Genomic DNA, 15,195 nt, shown 5'->3' with positions numbered 1-15,195 from the left:
CAGGCACGTTCCATCATGACATAGCCTTTCCAACCAATAGGGCCGCTGTTCCCACCAATACGGTCAGAACGACATACCGAAAGCGCCTTTCGTCTATTCTGTCGCGCATCCGATTGCCGACCCACATTCCCAAAAGTGCGGGAAGGACGGCGACGCCTGAAAGTATAAACAGCCGGGGATCCACCACGTTCCAATACAGAAACGCGCCAATCGTCGGCACAATGCAAGCTAGATAGCAAAGGCTGACAACCGAGATGAAGAGGTCCTTCGGCAATCGAAGCGCCAGAAGATAGGGCACTAGGATCGGCCCCGCGAGCGACGCCAATCCAGCAGACACGCCAGCAACCGAGGCAATGGGAACGCCGACCGTCAACCTCAGTCGCTTTGGCAAAACAAAGGACGGAACAAGGACAAGGAACATCGCGGCGAAAGTGGTAAGCCCGGCCACGATGAGAAGCAGGATGGTTGGCGGAGCCACCCGAAGAAGGCTAACACCGATGAGCGTGGCCACAAACAGCGTTGCTGCAATGGGCCAGTGCGGCAAAACCGAACGAGCAGGATGCGCGCGGGGCCAAGCCTGAACGAGATTGATCGCCAGGGTCGGAATCTGGGCAATTGCGACCGCTGTCGGCACATCGGACTGGAGCGCAACCAAAGGGACAACAACGGATGGCAACCCAGAACCGGAAATCCCCTTGAGGAGGCCGCCCAGCAGGCAAGCAACGCCGATTGTTGTTATGAGCAGGAAAGTCATATCCATCCCACCAAGTCTGGCGGACACCCGTTGGGGGAGTCAAAGCGCGTGCCGGTTTTCGCGTTGCCAACTACGGGGATGGCCAGCAGACTCCGTCGACACCCGAAAGAGCCGCCCCCACCGCGACCAACGTCACCCGTCAGCAAGCTGCCATGAGCCATAATCAACATTGATCACCGACTTGTCCTTGCCATTGCGACGGTCGACAAAAATCTTTCCGTCCTTCATGACCACCTTGATATTTTCGCGCGGCTGCAAGACCGTAATATCCTCGGCCGGGTTTCCATCGATCAACAGGATGTCGGCGAGTTTGCCTGCATCCAGCGTGCCGATGTCCTTTTCCATATGCAACGCCTCGGCCGCATTCCGCGTCGTTGTCAGGATCGCCTCCATCGGCGTCATACCCAGCTGAACGTAGACCTCCAGTTCAAGCGCGTTGCTGCCCATGTCGGGTTCCTGACCCATGTCAGTGCCCATGATGATCTTGACACCCGCCTTGTGCATTGCCTGAAAGGTTTCATAGGTGAACGGCTGGATCTTTTTCATCTTGTCCAAGGTGAACTGCGACGTGCCTGTTCCGCTACGGATCTCGATCGCGCGGTCGGTACGATGGAGCAGGGTTGGACAGACCGGGATACCGTGCTTGACGATTTCCTCGTTCATCTCGTCACTGTGGAACACCATGTGTTCAATCGTATCAGCCCCCGCCTTGATCGCCATTTTCTGGGATTCCGGGGTAAAGCAATGAATAGAACAATAACTGTGCTGCGCATGCGCCTCGTCACAGACCGCATCCAACTCTTCCTGAGTGTGATTGCGAACTTTGGGGCTTTCTTTGTCGGTGCCACCACCACCAGATGCACAGGTCTTCAACCAATCCGCGCCCCGGAGCAGGTTCTGTCGGGCAAGCTTGCGCATTTCATCGGCGCCGTCGGCGGTTGCGTCCGGATCCCGCAGCGCGGCACGGGGATGAATGAGATCCAGATGTGAGCCAGTCCCCACAGTAAAGGCGGCGACGACAAGACGAGGTCCGGGGAAAATCCCAAGATTGATTGAATCCCGCACCGCAATCGTATGATCCGTCAGCAGGCCGCGCGTCGACATCAGCCCTTCGTCACGCAACGTGGTAAAGCCGCGCTCAAAGCACAGTTGAGAGTGGAACAGCATGTAAAGCTGCTGAAGTTCCGGCGAAATCTCATACTGCGCCACACGGTAGTTCCGGAAAGTGAGGTTGTTGAACTGCCCGATATGCAGATGAACGTCCATCATCCCCGGCATCGCCGTCAGGCCGGGCTCTTCGACCACCTCCGCATCAGGCGGCACCTGTATGTCAGACTGCGCGCCGACAGCTGTGATCCTGTCGCCCTCAATGACAATAACGCCATTGTCCAGAACCGGCCCGCCGTTCCCGTCAATCAGCTTGCCGACTTTGATCGCCATAATTTTGGACATGTCCGGTGCCTCCCATTTCGTTTAGCTATAATTTCATTCAGTGAAATCATTATTTCATTTTCTATGCAGCGGCAGCAACACATGTCAAGCACCTCGCTGCCAACGCTCAGATAAAATAAATTAACTACAATAACTTACGAGAACGCCCTTCCACCGCTTCGACAGGAACTCCCCGTTCAAAGCGTCTAAGGACTGGTTGGGTGCACCGAAGGAAAGCCGCCCTTTTAACCGACTAGGTCCAGCGTTGAAGGTTCGAACAGGTCATCCAGGGCGACCCGGTTTTTCAGAACCCCCTGAGACACGCAGCTTTCAATGTAGGTTTCAAGCAACTCCCGATTGGGCGCCAGACCGTAGGGCAACGGATCCTTGCCCCGGTCAAGAATTCTTCGGTGCATGTCGTCGATATGATCGGGGTTCTTGATCAGGCCCGCCCTCAATGCATCGACGTATAGGTCTTTCGACTGGGAAAACGCATCGAACATGGCGCGTGGCAATGTCGGGTGCGCGTCCAGAATGTCATTTCGCACAACCATCAGATGGTTGATGGGATAGTGCCCGCGCGCATCGAACGCATCCAGTCCAGCCTGAAGCCCGTCGGGGTACAGCGCCACGATGTTTTCGTATTCTGCCGGAATGTCGTGCGGGAAAAAGCCGATCACACACGATAGTGCGCCATTGTTGAGTTCCTCCCGCAACTCGCGGCCCTCCTCAAGGTACTCGACATTCGCAGGCGGTTCGAAATTCTCCACATGTTCGTCGCTCGACAGAACCCAAGTGATTTTCGACAGGTCAACGCCGTATTCATCTGCCAAAATCGACCGGGCCCAAACGCCGGTCGTCACGGTAAATCCGCGGTCTACGCCGACGCGCTGCCCCTCTAGCTGGCGAGGATCGGTGATGCCCGCATGTCGGTTGAACAGGATCGCTCCGTGATGAAATTCACGGACCAGAAAGATCGGCAGCGCGGTGAAACGGGCGCCGTATTCACGGGCCACCACATAGGTCGTCAGTGCCAGTTCACTGACCTCGAACTCGTGGGATCGGACCATACGCCGAAAGGCGCCCTTCATGGTGGACTCGTTCAAGATCGACAGATCGAAGCCTTCAACCGACACCCGGCCATCTTCTAGTGGCGCCACGTTGCCTTGCATCCGCAAGACCGTTGGGAGGAGGGGGTTGCTCATTTTTCTATCCTGTCGATTTTTCATTCCAGTGGGTCTGGACTGTGCTGTATCGGCAGAGCCGACAAAGACTGCCTCCGCGTCCCGATGTGTGAGGTTGCGTGCCCGACAGGCACAACAACCATCTTGAGTGGAAAGTATTACGCCAGATTGACGATCGTCATCGGCTTAGTCCGACCAATTCGGGGAAAGGTTGTGTATCAGCGGCTTACAATCGGACACCGCGTTGCCCGCGACCGCCTTGTCGATCAATCGGGGTCCGTGGACACTTTCTGAGCTTCCAGCCACTGAACAACCGATGCTCGTTTGGCATCCATGTGATCCAGCAGCGTACGGGCCAACCTACTGCCATCCCTCTCGACCAGAAATTTCAGGATGGTTTCGTGCTCTTGCACTGCGGCATACCAGCGGCCCTCAGACATGTTGGCCAGATACCGGGCGCGCTGCATCCGCAGGGACAGCGCTTGGCAGGATGTCGTCAGCGTGTCGTTGCGTGCCGCCAGCAGGATCGCGCGGTGGATTTTCTGGTTGATGGCAAAATAGCTGTCCAGATCCCGTTTCTCGTAACTGCGGATCATGTCTTCATGCAGGCCGCGCACGGCAGCGATTTCTGCGTCGGTTATGCTCTTGCAGGCCAGTTCGCCTGACAACGCCTCAAGCGCACCGAGCACCGGGAAAACCTCTTCGACCTCGCTGATCGTGACCTGCGTGACCCACGCACCCCGGTTGGGTTCCAGCCGCACCAACCCCTCGGACGCCAAGACCTTGAGCGCCTCGCGCAGCGGGGTCCGTGAAACGCCGAACCGCGTGCAAAGCATCTTTTCCGGAACCTTGGAACCGGGGGCAAGCTCACCCCCGATGATCAGCGGCTGCAGGCGGTCGACCAACTCCTGGTGAAGGGATTTCCGCTTGATCGCCTGAGACCCGGTGTGGTTCATCATCGCGCGCCGTTCCCCATTATTTCAGCGCCATTTCCAGCAGCCGAGCCACATGGATCGGCTTGCGCCCCGTCGTGTCGGACACCTGATGCCGACAGGACGTTCCATCGGCAACAATCAACGTGGCGTCGCACGCCTTGCGCACGGTGGGGGCCAGGTCGATCTCGGCCATCTTGAGCGAAATATCATGTGTGTCAGTGCCGTAACCGAAGGCCCCGGCCATACCACAACAACTTGTCTCAACCGTCTCGATTTCGGTATCGGGCAAGCGTGACAGGGTCTTTTGAATGCTGGTCATCACACCCATCGCCTTTTGATGACAGTGGCCGTGCAACAAAATCCGTGGCGCAGGAGATTGTAGCGAAAGGGTAAAGTCTGGATTGTCATCCTGATCGGCAATGTACTCTTCCAACATTCGGGCCTGCCGGCCCAGCAGTGCCGCATCCTCGCCCGGCAACAAGGCGGGGATCTCGTCGCGCAGGGTCAGCAAGCAGCTAGGCTCCAGCCCGATGATGGGTATCCCCTGCCGCGCGTAAGGCAGCAGCGCAGCCAACAGGCGCTGCGCCTCCGCCTTGGCCTCGTCCACAAGACCTACGGAAAGGAACGTGCGCCCACAGCACAAGGGGCGTTCGCCGCGCGGTGCTGCTGCCACATGCAGCGGCACGTTCGCCGCGCCCAGCACGTTGACCGTAGCGCGCAGATTTTCCGGTTCAATATAGCGGTTGAAACAGTCCGCAAAAATCACCGCCTTGGGCGGCTCTACTGTCTCGACTTCATCATTTCGAAAGGGCCGCGCACTCCAACGCGGCAGGTTCCGTGAGGCGGTGAAACCGGTCAAGCGCTCGGTCAGCTTTGCCAGTCCCGGAACGGAGTTTCGCAAGTTCGCCAGGAATGACAGGCGCGACGCCCACGGGGCAAAACGCGGCAGATAGCCAACCAGCCGATCATGCAAGGTCAACCCATGTTTGTGCGCCCGCGCGGCCATCACCTCTATCTTCATGCGAGCCATGTCGACCCCGGTGGGGCATTCACGCGTGCATCCCTTGCAGGACACACATAGCTTCATCGTTTCGGCCATCGCGTCCGAGGTCAGCGCATCGGGCCCCAACTGCCCGGAGATCGCAAGGCGCAACGAATTGGCCCGCCCCCGTGTCACGTCCTGCTCTTTGCGCGTCACGCGGAAAGACGGGCACATCACGCCCCCCTTGAGCTTGCGGCAAGCACCGTTGTTGTTGCACATCTCGATAGCGCCCTGAAACCCGCCGCCGCTGCCAGTCCATTCGGACCAGTCAAGCTCGGTCCGCATTTCGGGCGCGGCGTAATCGGGACCGTAGCGAAACAGCCGACGGTCATCCATTTTCGGGGCATCGACGATCTTGCCCGGATTAAACAACCCGTCCGGATCAAAGCGCTTTTTGACCTCGGCAAAGGCCGCGACCATGCGGGTGCCGAACATCTTTTCGTGAAACTCTGACCGAACCAGCCCGTCACCGTGTTCGCCGGAATGGGAGCCCTTGTACTTGGCGACAAGGTCAAAGCATTCCTCGGCGATGGCGCGCATCGTGCGCACGTCCTTGTCAAGTTTGAGGTTCAGGACCGGCCGCACATGCAGGCAACCGACAGAGGCATGGGCATACCACGTTCCCCGCGTGCCATGTTTTTCAAAGATCTCGGTCAGCCCGGCAGTATAGGCCGCAAGGTCCGGCAGCTCGACGGCGCAGTCCTCGACAAAGGACACGGGTTTGCCGTCATCCTTCATCGACATCATGATGTTCAGGCCGGAGCTGCGCAGATCGGCGATCCGGCTTTGCATTGCGGCGTCCGTGACCTTGGTCACCCCGCCCCATGCCCTGCCCGTACCGGACCATGTATAGCCAAGATCACCCATCATTTCTTCCAGCGCGTTCAGCCTTTCAGGGTGGCGCGTTGAGTCTTCTTCGGCGAACTCAACCAATAAAAGGGCCTCTGGCGAGCCGGTGACCACCTCTTCGATTGTGGTGCGGAACATCGGGATGTCTCTGGCCAGCGCGATCATTGTGGCATCCACCAACTCGACGCCCTGCGGTTTCAGTGTCACCAGATGCTGCGCGGCGTCCATCGCCTGATGGAAGGTCGCAAAATGGCAAACGCCCAGCACCTTTTGTGCGAGCAACGGCCAAAGTTTCAGTTCGATAGCCGTGGAATAGGCCAGCGTCCCCTCAGAGCCGACCAAAAGATGGGACAGGTTGTGGGGCGCTTGTGCAGGCGTCAGCGCGTCGATGTTGTAGCCGCCCACCCGGCGCATGACTTTGGGAAACCGCGCGTTGATCTCCTCGGCCTCGCGCGCGCCCAGGCGCAACATGTCATCTGACAGCGCCGCCAACGTGCCAGAAACGTCGCCCACACCAAAATGGTGATGGCCGCCATCGGCCAGAAAGGCGTCGATGGACAGAACATTGTCGCGCATCATGCCATAGCCCAGCGATTTCCCGCCGCAGGAATTGTTACCGGCCATGCCGCCAATGGTGGCCCGCGACGCCGTAGAGACGTCCACCGGAAACCACAGCCCGTGCGGCCTTAGTGCGCGATTCAGTTCATCCAGAACGATGCCAGGGCGCACAACGCAACGCATGTTGTCGACATCCAACTCTAGAATGTCATTGAAGTACAGACTGTTATCCAGAACCAGCGCGGTATTCACCGTCTGCCCGCATTGTGACGCCCCCCCCCCACGCGCAAGGATCGGCACGCCCTGTTCGCGGGCAATGTCCAGCGCGGCGGCGATATCATCCTTGGATTTGGGGGCCAGAACACCCAGCGGCATCATCTGGTACAGAGAGGCATCGGTGGCGTAGCGTCCTCTGGAAAAGCGGTCGAACAGGACATCGCCTTGGGTGCGCTTCCGCAGGATTTCGGCCAGATCACTCATGTTTGGTCCAATCCATTGCCCGGCGAGCGTCTATCACATTCTGATTAATAAAATTTTGAATTCAAAATCATGATCTCGCAACCGCAAAAGGTTACGCACCCGCGCCATCGTTGGGTCCGGATGAAATTCAAGAGTGGTTTCATGAGAAAAGCCGGCCGTCACTTTTTGCAGATTCCGGGGCCAAGCGCCTTATCTGACCGCATCCTCAGCGCGATTTCGCAGCAGACCATCAATCACCGCGGAGCAGATTTCTCCGAAGTCGGGCAAAGAGCGCTGAATGGACTCAAGAGCATCTTCAAGACCGATGAACACGTCTTCATCTACCCGGCTTCCGGAACCGGTGCGTGGGAGGCGGCGCTGGTCAACACATTGTCGTCGGGCGAGCGTGTTCTGATGTTTGAGACCGGGCATTTTGCGACGAAGCGGAAGAAACTGGCGCAAAAACTCGGGCGTCGGCCTGAGTTCATCTCTGGCGACTGGCGCCGCGGCGCGGCGCCGGACAAGATCGAGGCATAGCTGGCTGAGGATCGAGCGCACCAACTCAAGACAGTTTGCGTGGTCCACAATGAAACCTCGACAGGCTATAGTGACATCTGTTGCGGCTGTTCGCAAAGCCATCGACAACGCCAATCACCCGGCCCTGTTCATGGTGGATGACGTGCCCGCCGCCAAATCCCACACCATGAAGTAGAGTCTGCCCAACCTATTTAGGAGCAGACGAATGCGTAAGAGCCGTTTCACTGATGCGCAAATCATCGGGATGATTGAAGAGCAGGAAGCCGGGATGTCGACAGCTGAGGTGTGCCGTCGGCACGTCCTGAGCCCGGCGACCTTTTACAAGCTGAAGTCCAAGTATGGCGGCATGCATTGCCCGGCAACATATGCGCTGCATGTGTGAGAGGGAGGTGTCGGAAGCCGCCGACTGAAGGCGTTGGAGGACGAAAACGCCAAGCTGAAGCGGCTGCTGGCTGATACGATGCTCGACAACGTGGTTTTGAAAGACTTGCTGGGAAAAAGCTGACGGCACCGAAAGAGCGGCGAGAGGCAGCGCTCCATGCAATGCGGGATCATGATGTCTCGCAGCGCAGGGCCTGCCGGCTGGTCCACTGCCCGGCAGTGGTTTTGCTTGAAAACCATGAGAGGGGGTGTCGATCCAAAGACGGTCCGGCGCGAACGCCCGCCTGACCATCCCGAGATCCGCCAGGAGATGAAGGAGATCGCTGGCAAACGCCGCCGGTTCGGCTACCGGAGGATCGGCGTGCTGCTTGAGCGCAAAGGCATGAACATGACCCACAAGAAACTCTACCGCCTCTACCGCGAAGAAGGCCTTGCGGTGGAACGGCGGCGGTGCCGCCGTTGCGCCCGGGGCTCGCGCACGCCGATGCCCGAAGCCACACGGCCGAACCAGCGCTGGTCCCTGGATTTCCTGGCGGACAACTTCGGCGCATCGCGGAAGTTCCGCATCCTGGCCGTGAACGATGACTGCTGCCGGGAAAACCTGTGCCTGGCCGCCGACACCAGCATTTCAGGCGAGCGCGTGACCCGAGAGCTGGACGCACTCGCCCGGATCTACGGAAAACCCGCTTGCATTGTCAGTGACAACGTCCTATGCGCGGAATAATTGGCTGATTTGGCATCAGGTCATTGTCATGCTGAAGCGTTCCAGCACGTTCGAATGTGTGTCAGTTCGGCATTTTGGTCAACAACATGTCTCTCCCATAACAAACACAGAGTACGCTTATTGCGGCTCTCACCGTCCTTAAGACGAGATCTTCGGGTCGTTGAGCAGAAGGCCTGAACATTATCTACGAGGTCGAATGCTCGCCTCTACGGCCCTTACAGAGAAAGGTCCTTCTGCTGTCAATCATCCCTCAAAGAAGGGACGATAGGGTTCGCCGCGGTTTATTATCCCATGCACGGTGCGGGCCATTTTTGCGGCGATTGCGGTATACGCCTTGCGACGTAAATGCGTGTTTTGACGATCCTTGGCGATGTAACGCTCGAACTTGTCGCGGAAGCTGTTGGTCTTTTGCATGATGGCGACCTGACCGGCCATCCAGAGCGTGCGGCGTAATCTGGCATTCCCATATTTTGAGAGCTTGGTTTGGCCACGGAATGTGCCCGACTGGATCGTTGCGAGGTCCATCCCACAGAACTTCAAAAATTGGCGGTGATGCCGAAAGCGGCGCAGATCGCCTGCTTCTGCAAGGATGGTCAGCGCGTTGATCGGCCCGATCCCTGGGATGGATGTTAGCAGTTGATAGTCGTCGTTGGTCTTGAGAAGCTCAACGGCGCGATCCTCAATCTCGTTGCGTTTGGCAATCAGGCCGCGCCCTTCACCCAAGACCAAACGGAACATCCTTGCAGCGTCGGAGTCCGGCGCAATTGGCAGGCCTACAGAGAACTTGGCGGTCTGATAAATATCTGCAAGCAAACGTTCTTTTGACACTTTGCGGCCGACCACGTCCCAAGCATCTGCAATGAAAGCCTCTTGGTCCATGGCAGAGATGAAATGCGGTGAAGGATAACGTTCGAGAAAGGCAAAGAACCAATCGCTGCGTGAGCTGCGATGAAAGCGGTCAGCCTCGGGCCAATACAGCGGCAGGTAGTGGGTCAGCACCCGATGCCAAAGTTCCGTCTTTGAGCGCGAGACTATGTCGTGCGTCTTGGACAACTCCTGAAGATCATTCGTACCGCTCAGCATTGGGTCGTGGTAAAACTGCTCGTTCCCGATCAGCATCATATGCAGGATGACTTGCGCGTCTTTCGGATCGTTCTTGTCCCAACTGTTGTTCAAAGCCTCACGGGTGCGCGCCAATGCGACCGAAGACACCAGCTTCACATCGAAACCGGCCACCCCAAGCCGGTAAGCGAGAGCGCGATGGTAATTGCCTGTAGCCTCAAAAGCCGCGCGGACAGGACGATCATACTCTGAGAGTGTAGAGATCAATCGATTGAATTCGTCGAGCTGGTTGAGAACGGTCAAACGGCGGCGGCGCTTTCGGCCCGGAACAGCGATCAAGACTTCATGGCGGGCCTTTGCGATATCAATCGCAACCAAAACAGGCTCGGTTTGTGCAATAGTGGCATCGGTCATAGTCGGTCTCCCTTGCGGCGTGGTTTGTGCAAAACCACTGTAGGGACCTGAGACCCGGCTATGATCACCTGCTGCGCTATTTGGGGGCTGCGCAGGCAATCATAGCCTCAACATCAACAACATTCCGAAGGTGTTACGGCACGGAGTTCACCAGCCGGGCAAGCCTGAAATGGGCCGACAGGAACGGCGTGGATTGGCACTATATCGACCCCGGAAAACCGTAGCAGAATGCCTTTATCGAGCCATTCAACGGCAGCCTGCGGGACGAGCTCCTCAATGAAGAGTTGTTCGATACCCTGGACGATGCCCGCCGCAAACTGGCGCTGGGGCGCTACGATTACAACAACGTCAGGCCGCACTCTTCGCTGGGGAACAAAACGCCAAAGCAAGCGCGGCAGGTGCTTGAGCTATTTGAGGGCTCCGCGCCCGCCGCGCTTGCCAAACCCGAAACCGACGACCACCAAAATCAGACCCGCAGACTCTCGTCATGAGCGAGGGACCAGCGGGGGGCACGTCACGAATGGTACTATCCTCGCCACGCAGGCCATCAAGGACGATCCTGATCATCGCAAACTACCACAAGGGCCTGAAGGCTGCGGCCGCCAAGGTGCTCGGCGTCACCGTCCAGCGCTGCCGCGCACATTTCATGCGCAACGCGCTGGCCTGCGTCGGCAAGATGGACCGCCCGATCGTCACTGCGGCGCTTCGAACCGCTTTCGATCAGGACACGCTCACAACGTCGAAAGAGCACTGGGCCAAGCTGATCGACGCCTTCGGACCGCGCCACTCCAAGCTCGCGGAGCTGATGCGCAGGGCCGAGGACGAAGTCCTGCCCTACAAGAGCTTCCCCAAGGAGCACTGGGCCAGGATACACTCGACGAACCCGCTTGAGCGTCTGAACAAGAAGATCAAGCGCCGGACCAATGTCGTCGGGATCTTCCCGGACGAAGCCGCGGTGACGCGCCTGGTCGGCGCCCTGATGCTGGAGCAAAATGACGAATGGGCGATCACGCGGTGCAACATGACGCTGGAAACCGTCACCGCCATTTGTGACACTGCACCAATGGACCCGGCGAAAATCGCCGCCCTGTAACTGCGGCCGAGCCAAGGCCGAAGAGCAAAGTTATTCCAGTCCTCGGGATACTATCCCTGCTTTGCGGCAGCGTGCAGGTCCTCCATGCCGAAGGTCTCGAGCAGGCGTAGCACCTGAACATACTCGCGCCGCCCCATTTTCAGCATGCGCGCTTCCATGAGACGGCGCAGGGTTTGGAGCTCTTTAGGCAAATCCTACTCCGTCAAGGGCGCGGCTTGATCCAGGGCATTGATCTTGCGCTCGATAAGCGGAAGGTAGTGGACCGGATCGAAGACCATGTCCTCGCGGTCGTAGCAGCGCGCATGCCGCGCAATGACATTGCCGTCGCAGCCTATCATCACCCGGTCGATGCAGGCGCGGGTCCAGACATCCTGATGCCCATAGGCGACCGGGACCGGGTAATCGTTGGTGTCGTAGCTCACGCGCAACTGCGAGTTGACCTTGCCGTTGGCTTACCTGGCCTGCCGCCGGTTCCGAGGCAAGACGCGGGATCGACGCGCGGATCACCTATTGCAACGAGAGACGCCCGTACGCATCCCACGTGTTGCTGACGCTAGCGGAGGCCTTTGATACCGGGAGCCAAAAAGTGGCAACCGCCGCTAGACATGAAACCCATGCTGAAGCCCGTTGGCAAACTGGTCGAACATTCGGGACCACCTCGCTGCGCTAAAACTCGAAAAGATCTCTCGGAGCACATGTGGCATTGGCTCCGCGCATTTCCGTCTCACCACCTACCAGTTCGCGTAGAATTTATCGACATGCGGAAAGAGGTCCGCTGCAAGCTGGACCCGAGATTGTTCGCAGATTTGTGGCGAACGGCCCAAACTGGCCGCGATCTCATCAAGTATCTGGTCGCGATCCACATTCACGAACCGACCGTCCTTGAGAACGCTGCGACCGCCAATTAGCACCTGCAGCACAAACTCGGGCCGGGCGCGGCGCACCAGAACCTCAGCAAAAGGCCGCGCGGGGTCTTGCCAAGGATAGGTCAGCCGGGCCCAATCCAGCAACACCAGATCGGCCTCGCAACCGACTTCCAGTCGTCCGACCCGGTCGGCAAAGGGCGTCGTCGCGGCGCCATATTCGGTCGCCATCTGCAGCACCTGCGCGGCCGACGGGGTCGGCGAGCTGTGCCCGGACGGTCGGTGCAGAGTCTGCACCAGCCGCATTTCCTGCATCATGTCGCGGTCGTCGTTTATGCCCGCCTCATCAATGCCCATGGCGACCGGAACGCCAGAGGCAAGAAAGCCGTTGAGGTCGGCAGTTCCGCTTTTCAGCCGCAGATTGGACGAACAGTTGTGGCATAGACACACGCCGCGCTCAGCACAAAGCGCAATGTCATCGGCGGTCATCCAGACGGCATGGCCCAGCGTGGTTTGCGGGCCCAGCAGTCCGAAACGATCCAGATGGGCAACGGCCGATCCGCCGGTGCGTTGGCGGGCGTATTCGACCTGATACGGAGTCTCGAGCAGGTGAATGTGCATAGGCGCGCCGGTTCGCCCGGACATCTCCGCCGCGCTTTCCAGCGCCGCATCCGACAGCCAGTGCAGGTTCGACGGGCCGATCTGGATCGCAGTCATCGGATCCCCGGCATACCGGCTGCGTAGGGCGTCAAAGATGGCGACCTGGTCCGACAGGGGCAAGGCAAAGGCTCCAAGGTATTCCGCGGTGGGCGCACGCAGCGGTTCTGGCAACGTCGCCACAAAGTCCTGATCCGCCGCATAGACCAGCCGGTTTTGATCACGCAGGGCAAAGGAATAGGACACCCGCATCCCAATCTCGGCGTAGGCCGAAAGGATCTCATCCGCCCGCCCCAGCACGCCCTCTGGTGTCCCCGGCGCACGCGCGTGCAGGTGCTGAACCGTCGTCACGCCAGAGGCGATCATCTCAAACGCTGAAAAAAGTGTGTCCAGTCGGGGCGCGACTTCACGCAGGCCGATCCGCGCCGCGATCCACAGTTCCAGCGGCAGATCAGGCACGCCCAGTTGGAATGGTGTCAGACCCACATGATGGTGGGCGTTGATCAGTCCGGGGATGACAACCTGTCCCGAACCCCCAATCCGTTCGGCATCGGGGTGATCGCGGCGCAACGTCTCTGCCGGGCCGATGGCGGCAACCTTGCCGTCACGGATCAGCAGCGCGGCATCCTCTCGCAGGTCGGGGGTGTGGTCGGGTCCAAAGCCGACAAGGATGCGGTCGGCTGTTACGAGCGTTTCGGTCATCCGGGAATTCCATCTGTATGAGCGGTTGCAAGCAGGCGGCGCACCGCTGCGGGAACGGGTTCGATCAACGGCACTGGAGCGTCCGCCGAAATGGTGCGCGCTGCGACAGCCAGCGGCCCGCCGCCAATGATGATGGCTCCAAGCGCGCCGTCCCGTTCGGCCTCGGCACAGGCGCGCTGACAGGCCGCAAGCAAGGCATCCGTCAGCGCCGACGCATCGGACATAAGCTGCTGGGGATCGCCGGGAGTGACCCAGGTGCCTGCATACCCATCGTGACTGGCCCGCTGTGCGGCAAGGTCGATCCGCCCGACCAGTTGCGGCGTCGTCGTCACCACGGCAAAGCGAGGCGCGAGGGCGGCGGCCTCAGCGATCGACGCCTCTGCAAGGCCGGTGGCATGGGATAGCCCCGCGGCGCGCAGCTCCATCAGCCCCGGATCGCCGAACCCAGCCACGATCACCGCGCCTGCAAGAGACGGTGCCAGCGCCGCGACGCGGATGGCGGCCGCGTCCAACGCATCGGGGTTCAAAATGGTCGGCGGGGCGTCCGGGATGGTCACGCCCTGGACAGTGACGCCGGGCGCGACCGAGCGGGCAATAGCAACCATCGCCTCTGTCACCGCGCGCGAACTGTTGGGATTAACCAGCGTGATTTTCATCGTGTGTTCCAGACCGGAAGATCCAGCCCTGCCCGCCAGGCATGTGCAATCTGGTCACGGCGCGCGATCCAGACATCGGGGTGGTTCAGAACATGGTCCAACACCTGTTCCAGTCCGCTGATCCGTGCCGGGCGCCCGATAATGCGCAGGTGCAGCCCGATGGACAGCATCCGTGGGGCGTGAGCGCTTTCGTCAAGCAGCCGGTCGAAGGCGGCGATGCAATAGCGTGAGAAGTCCTCGGCAAAGACAAAGCCGCCCCGATTGAAGAACCGCATGTCGTTGGTGTCAAAGGCATAGGGCAGCACCACATGCGGGCCATTCGGACCGGGGACAGTAAAGGGGATATCGTCGTTGTAAGCATTGCTGTCGTAAAGAAAGCCGCCGTTTTCCTGTAGCAGATCGCGCGTGCGCGGCGAGGTGGCAGAGCGGGTGTGCCAGCCGACCGGAGCCTCACCACAGGCCGCCGCAATCGCGTCGCTGCAATCGGCAATCGCCTTGCGCTCTTGCGCGGCGTCCATGTGAACGTGACGCTCCCACCGATACCCATGAGCGGCGATCTCATGGCCGTCCGCGACGGCCTCCTGCGCAAGCCAGGGAAGGCGAGCGATTGCCCGTCCGCAGGCGTTCAGGGTCGCCGGGACACGACGATCCTGCAGCGCCTGCCGGATGCGCGGCCAGCCCGCGCGCGGGCCGTATTCAAAATGGCTTTCCATGCACAGGTCGATCTCACCCTCGACCGGCTCGACCGCCTCATAGATGAACTCGTTGCACTCATCCCCGTCGGCGATTGACAGTTCTGCACCTTCCTCGACGTTGACGACAAACGATACGGCCAAGCCGGCCCCGTTCGGCCAGTGGCGCATGGGGGGCTGCCCCCCATGTCCGATGAAGTCC

At 59.5% G+C, this 15,195-nt stretch carries 9 protein-coding genes and 5 pseudogenes; 4 read left to right on the top strand and 10 right to left on the bottom strand.

Features of this window, described 5'->3' with window-relative positions; genetic code table 11:
- Positions 1–13: 13 nt before the first annotated feature.
- The 5 genes from ANTHELSMS3_RS06650 to ANTHELSMS3_RS06630 form a co-directional block, all read right to left on the bottom strand.
- Complete coding sequence (locus tag ANTHELSMS3_RS06650) at positions 14–754, bottom strand: sulfite exporter TauE/SafE family protein (protein ID WP_198319893.1); 741 nt, start codon at positions 752–754, stop codon at positions 14–16.
- Between the two features lie 132 nt (positions 755–886).
- Positions 887–2,206: an amidohydrolase family protein gene (locus ANTHELSMS3_RS06645; protein ID WP_094034185.1), complete on the bottom strand. Its 1,320-nt coding sequence runs from the start codon at positions 2,204–2,206 to the stop codon at positions 887–889.
- A gap of 224 nt (positions 2,207–2,430) precedes the next feature.
- The gene (locus ANTHELSMS3_RS06640; RefSeq protein ID WP_094034184.1) at positions 2,431–3,390 is read right to left on the bottom strand and encodes a 4,5-dihydroxyphthalate decarboxylase; all 960 of its coding nucleotides are present in this window, start codon (positions 3,388–3,390) and stop codon (positions 2,431–2,433) included.
- Positions 3,391–3,635: 245 nt separating this feature from the next.
- Positions 3,636–4,328, bottom strand: coding sequence for a GntR family transcriptional regulator (locus ANTHELSMS3_RS06635; protein WP_094034183.1), 693 nt, complete (start codon positions 4,326–4,328; stop codon positions 3,636–3,638).
- Between the two features lie 16 nt (positions 4,329–4,344).
- Positions 4,345–7,233 (bottom strand): FAD-binding and (Fe-S)-binding domain-containing protein, encoded by a 2,889-nt coding sequence (locus ANTHELSMS3_RS06630; RefSeq protein WP_094034182.1) that lies wholly within the window; start codon positions 7,231–7,233, stop codon positions 4,345–4,347.
- Positions 7,234–7,374: 141 nt separating this feature from the next.
- Between ANTHELSMS3_RS06630 and ANTHELSMS3_RS06625 the strand changes: the two genes are divergently transcribed.
- On the top strand, positions 7,375–7,749 hold the full coding sequence (locus ANTHELSMS3_RS06625) for a hypothetical protein (RefSeq protein WP_198319892.1): 375 nt from the start codon (positions 7,375–7,377) through the stop codon (positions 7,747–7,749).
- A gap of 205 nt (positions 7,750–7,954) precedes the next feature.
- Positions 7,955–8,836, top strand: a pseudogene (locus ANTHELSMS3_RS06620) (transposase); the annotation flags it as partial.
- 202 nt (positions 8,837–9,038) lie between these two features.
- Here ANTHELSMS3_RS06620 and ANTHELSMS3_RS06615 read toward each other — a convergent pair.
- Positions 9,039–10,330: pseudogene (locus ANTHELSMS3_RS06615) on the bottom strand (IS110 family transposase).
- 137 nt (positions 10,331–10,467) lie between these two features.
- Here ANTHELSMS3_RS06615 and ANTHELSMS3_RS06610 point away from each other — a divergent pair.
- Both ANTHELSMS3_RS06610 and ANTHELSMS3_RS06605 read left to right on the top strand, forming a co-directional pair.
- Positions 10,468–10,821, top strand: a pseudogene (locus tag ANTHELSMS3_RS06610) (integrase core domain-containing protein); the annotation flags it as partial.
- A gap of 62 nt (positions 10,822–10,883) precedes the next feature.
- Positions 10,884–11,423 (top strand): annotated as a pseudogene (locus ANTHELSMS3_RS06605) (transposase); the annotation flags it as partial.
- Positions 11,424–11,479: 56 nt separating this feature from the next.
- On the opposite strand, the pseudogene ANTHELSMS3_RS06600 reads toward ANTHELSMS3_RS06605, so the two are convergent.
- The 4 genes and pseudogenes from ANTHELSMS3_RS06600 to ANTHELSMS3_RS06585 all read right to left on the bottom strand — a co-directional run.
- Positions 11,480–11,872 (bottom strand): annotated as a pseudogene (locus ANTHELSMS3_RS06600) (Mu transposase domain-containing protein); the annotation flags it as partial.
- 282 nt (positions 11,873–12,154) lie between these two features.
- Positions 12,155–13,645, bottom strand: coding sequence for an amidohydrolase family protein (locus ANTHELSMS3_RS06595; protein ID WP_094034180.1), 1,491 nt, complete (start codon positions 13,643–13,645; stop codon positions 12,155–12,157).
- On the bottom strand, positions 13,642–14,301 hold the full coding sequence (locus tag ANTHELSMS3_RS06590; protein WP_094034179.1) for an aspartate/glutamate racemase family protein: 660 nt from the start codon (positions 14,299–14,301) through the stop codon (positions 13,642–13,644). The genes ANTHELSMS3_RS06595 and ANTHELSMS3_RS06590 overlap by 4 nt, the downstream gene beginning before the upstream one ends.
- The gene (locus ANTHELSMS3_RS06585; RefSeq protein ID WP_254694866.1) at positions 14,298–15,164 is read right to left on the bottom strand and encodes a polysaccharide deacetylase family protein; all 867 of its coding nucleotides are present in this window, start codon (positions 15,162–15,164) and stop codon (positions 14,298–14,300) included. Before ANTHELSMS3_RS06585 ends, ANTHELSMS3_RS06590 begins: the two co-directional genes overlap by 4 nt.
- Positions 15,165–15,195: the final 31 nt, after the last annotated feature.

Source organism: Antarctobacter heliothermus, from assembly GCF_002237555.1.
Lineage (GTDB): Bacteria > Pseudomonadota > Alphaproteobacteria > Rhodobacterales > Rhodobacteraceae > Antarctobacter > Antarctobacter heliothermus_B.
The sequence above is the reverse complement of the archived record's forward strand: the minus strand, read 5'-3'. Positions and strand labels throughout refer to the sequence as shown.

What these genes read in the sequence shown, in the direction of transcription:
- ANTHELSMS3_RS06645 (WP_094034185.1), bottom strand. Translation starts at nt 2,206, where the DNA reads ATGTCCAAAATTATGGCGATCAAAGTCGGCAAGCTGATTGACGGGAAC.
- ANTHELSMS3_RS06630 (WP_094034182.1), bottom strand. Translation starts at nt 7,233, where the DNA reads ATGAGTGATCTGGCCGAAATCCTGCGGAAGCGCACCCAAGGCGATGTC.
- ANTHELSMS3_RS06595 (WP_094034180.1), bottom strand. Translation starts at nt 13,645, where the DNA reads ATGACCGAAACGCTCGTAACAGCCGACCGCATCCTTGTCGGCTTTGGA.
- ANTHELSMS3_RS06635 (WP_094034183.1), bottom strand. Translation starts at nt 4,328, where the DNA reads ATGATGAACCACACCGGGTCTCAGGCGATCAAGCGGAAATCCCTTCAC.
- ANTHELSMS3_RS06640 (WP_094034184.1), bottom strand. Translation starts at nt 3,390, where the DNA reads ATGAGCAACCCCCTCCTCCCAACGGTCTTGCGGATGCAAGGCAACGTG.
- ANTHELSMS3_RS06650 (WP_198319893.1), bottom strand. Translation starts at nt 754, where the DNA reads ATGACTTTCCTGCTCATAACAACAATCGGCGTTGCTTGCCTGCTGGGC.
- ANTHELSMS3_RS06585 (WP_254694866.1), bottom strand. Translation starts at nt 15,164, where the DNA reads ATGCGCCACTGGCCGAACGGGGCCGGCTTGGCCGTATCGTTTGTCGTC.
- ANTHELSMS3_RS06625 (WP_198319892.1), top strand. Translation starts at nt 7,375, where the DNA reads ATGAGAAAAGCCGGCCGTCACTTTTTGCAGATTCCGGGGCCAAGCGCC.
- ANTHELSMS3_RS06590 (WP_094034179.1), bottom strand. Translation starts at nt 14,301, where the DNA reads ATGAAAATCACGCTGGTTAATCCCAACAGTTCGCGCGCGGTGACAGAG.